At 74.3% G+C, this 1,867-nt stretch carries 2 pseudogenes; both read right to left on the reverse strand.

Features of this window, described 5'->3' with window-relative positions:
- Positions 1-946, reverse strand: a pseudogene (locus KBX39_RS30235) (peptidase M14); the annotation flags it as partial.
- A gap of 77 nt (positions 947-1,023) precedes the next feature.
- A pseudogene (locus KBX39_RS30240) lies at positions 1,024-1,867 on the reverse strand (Hsp70 family protein); the annotation flags it as partial.

A 1,867-nucleotide genomic window follows, 5' to 3' on the forward strand; every position in this document is an offset into this window, starting at 1 on the left:
CCTGCACGCCGTTCATGCCCTGGTCGCCGAAGCGGACCGACTCCACCACCACGGCGGCGGCCGCCGGGTCACCCAGGTAGGCGGCGGCGTTGCGGCGGTAGCCCTGCGTCTTGTTCGGCAGGTCGATCACGTCGACCAGGTCGCGGTACTGGCGGCCGAGCCGGGCGATGCGCGCCTTGATGTCGACCGGCGTCAGGTACGCGTCGATGAAGTCCTTCTGGTAGCCGGCCGGCTGCGGCGGCGGGGAGGCGTTCGGCCAGAGCGACGGCGTGACCGGCCGGCTCGTCCCGCCCAGGCTGGACGTGGCGGTGAACTGCACGGGCCGGCCGGGCGCCGGCTGCGGCAGCGCGTAGTGGTACTGGTATTCGCCCGAGTCCTCGAAGCGGTACAGCGGGAACGAGCCGGTGGCGCCGTCGGCGGTACGCCAGGTGACGGTGATCTCCACGTCGGGGTCGTCGCTGGCGGTGGTGGCGACCTGCGCCTGGACGAACGTCCGCCCGCCGGTGGTCCACCAGTACGCCTGGAGGAACTGGAGCGTGTCGACAGCGGCGGCGCCGCTCGCGCGCAGCCCGGTGCGGGTGCGCTCCTGGGCGGCGCGGCGGCTCTCGGCGATCCGCCGGGTGCCGTCGTCGGCCCGCTGTACGACCTGCAGGGCGGTCGCGCCCTGCCGGGTGAGGTCGGTGAGCTGCCGGCCGGTGAGGACCAGGTCGGCGATCAGCCTGCCGTCCCGGGAGCGGGGACGGTTGGCCAGGTCCGCGCCGCCGGCGACCAGGCGGTCGAGCTGGGCCCGGTCGGCGAGCTGCACGCGGACCAGCGCGGTCTCGGTGGGGGCGAGGGTGAGCGCGGGGGCGGCCGGCGCGGCGGCGCCGGGGCCGGGATGGGACAGGACAGCGGCGATCAGGATGCTGGTGGTGGCGAGCGCGGTCCACCGTCGTCGGACGAACACGGGGCCTCCTGACGAACGTCGATCTCTCTGCCGTTCACACCAGCCGAGGCATCGATCGCTGTCAAGCTCACTTCCGGTCAGCCGGCGAACCGGTACAACCGGAACTCCTTCTCCGCGCCGCAAACAAGCATCTCGGTGTTCCACGAGCAGGACTCGCTGCGGATCTGCTTGAGCTGCCCCATCTCGACCGGCTTGCCGTCCACCGCCGTGCCGGCGAGGACCCGGTCGTCCTCGTACGCGCTCGGCGCCTCGGAGAAGATCAGCAGGTTGCCGGCGTCCAGCCGGACCGCGAACCCGTCCCGGTCCCGCAGCACCTTCGCCGTGCCGTCCGGCGCGAACAGCGTCACCGCGTCCGGCGAGCCCTGCACGGCCAGCACGTGCTCACCGACCGGCACCAGCGACTCGGCGCGCGGCGCCGCCCACTGCCGGTTGCCCTCACCCTCGGCCGCCGCCACCACCCGGGTGGCGTCAGCGCCGCCGGCGGGCGTCTCCAGCAGGCACACGCGACGTTCCCCGCAGGTGACCAGATCCTTCACCCGGCCGCCCTGCTCCGGCGCCTCGTACAGCACGCCGGGCGTGCCGAGGCTGCCCAGGTCGTAGGAGAGCAGCCGCAGGCCACGGTCGTCCTCCGCCACGTACAGCCGGTCGTCGCGGGCGGCCATCGGGTCGTCGAGGCCGGCCACGTTGCCCCGGTCCTTGAGGACCTTTCCGCTGCGCAGGTCCAGGACCCGGACCGAGCGGTCCGCGCCGACCTGCACCAGCCGGTCCGCCTTCCCCGCCCACGGGGCGAGCGGCGAGCCCTCGGCGTCACCGGGCCCGTCCAGCGCCGCGCCGGTGCCGACCGGCAGCACCTTCGTACGGGCGTCGCCGTACTCGGTGCGCGGGTTGCGCCGCTCCCACCGCTGCCGGCCGTCGTCCAAC

It is taken from the genome of Micromonospora sp. D75, assembly GCF_018070405.1.
In the GTDB taxonomy this organism is placed as follows: Bacteria; Actinomycetota; Actinomycetes; order Mycobacteriales; family Micromonosporaceae; genus Micromonospora; species Micromonospora chalcea.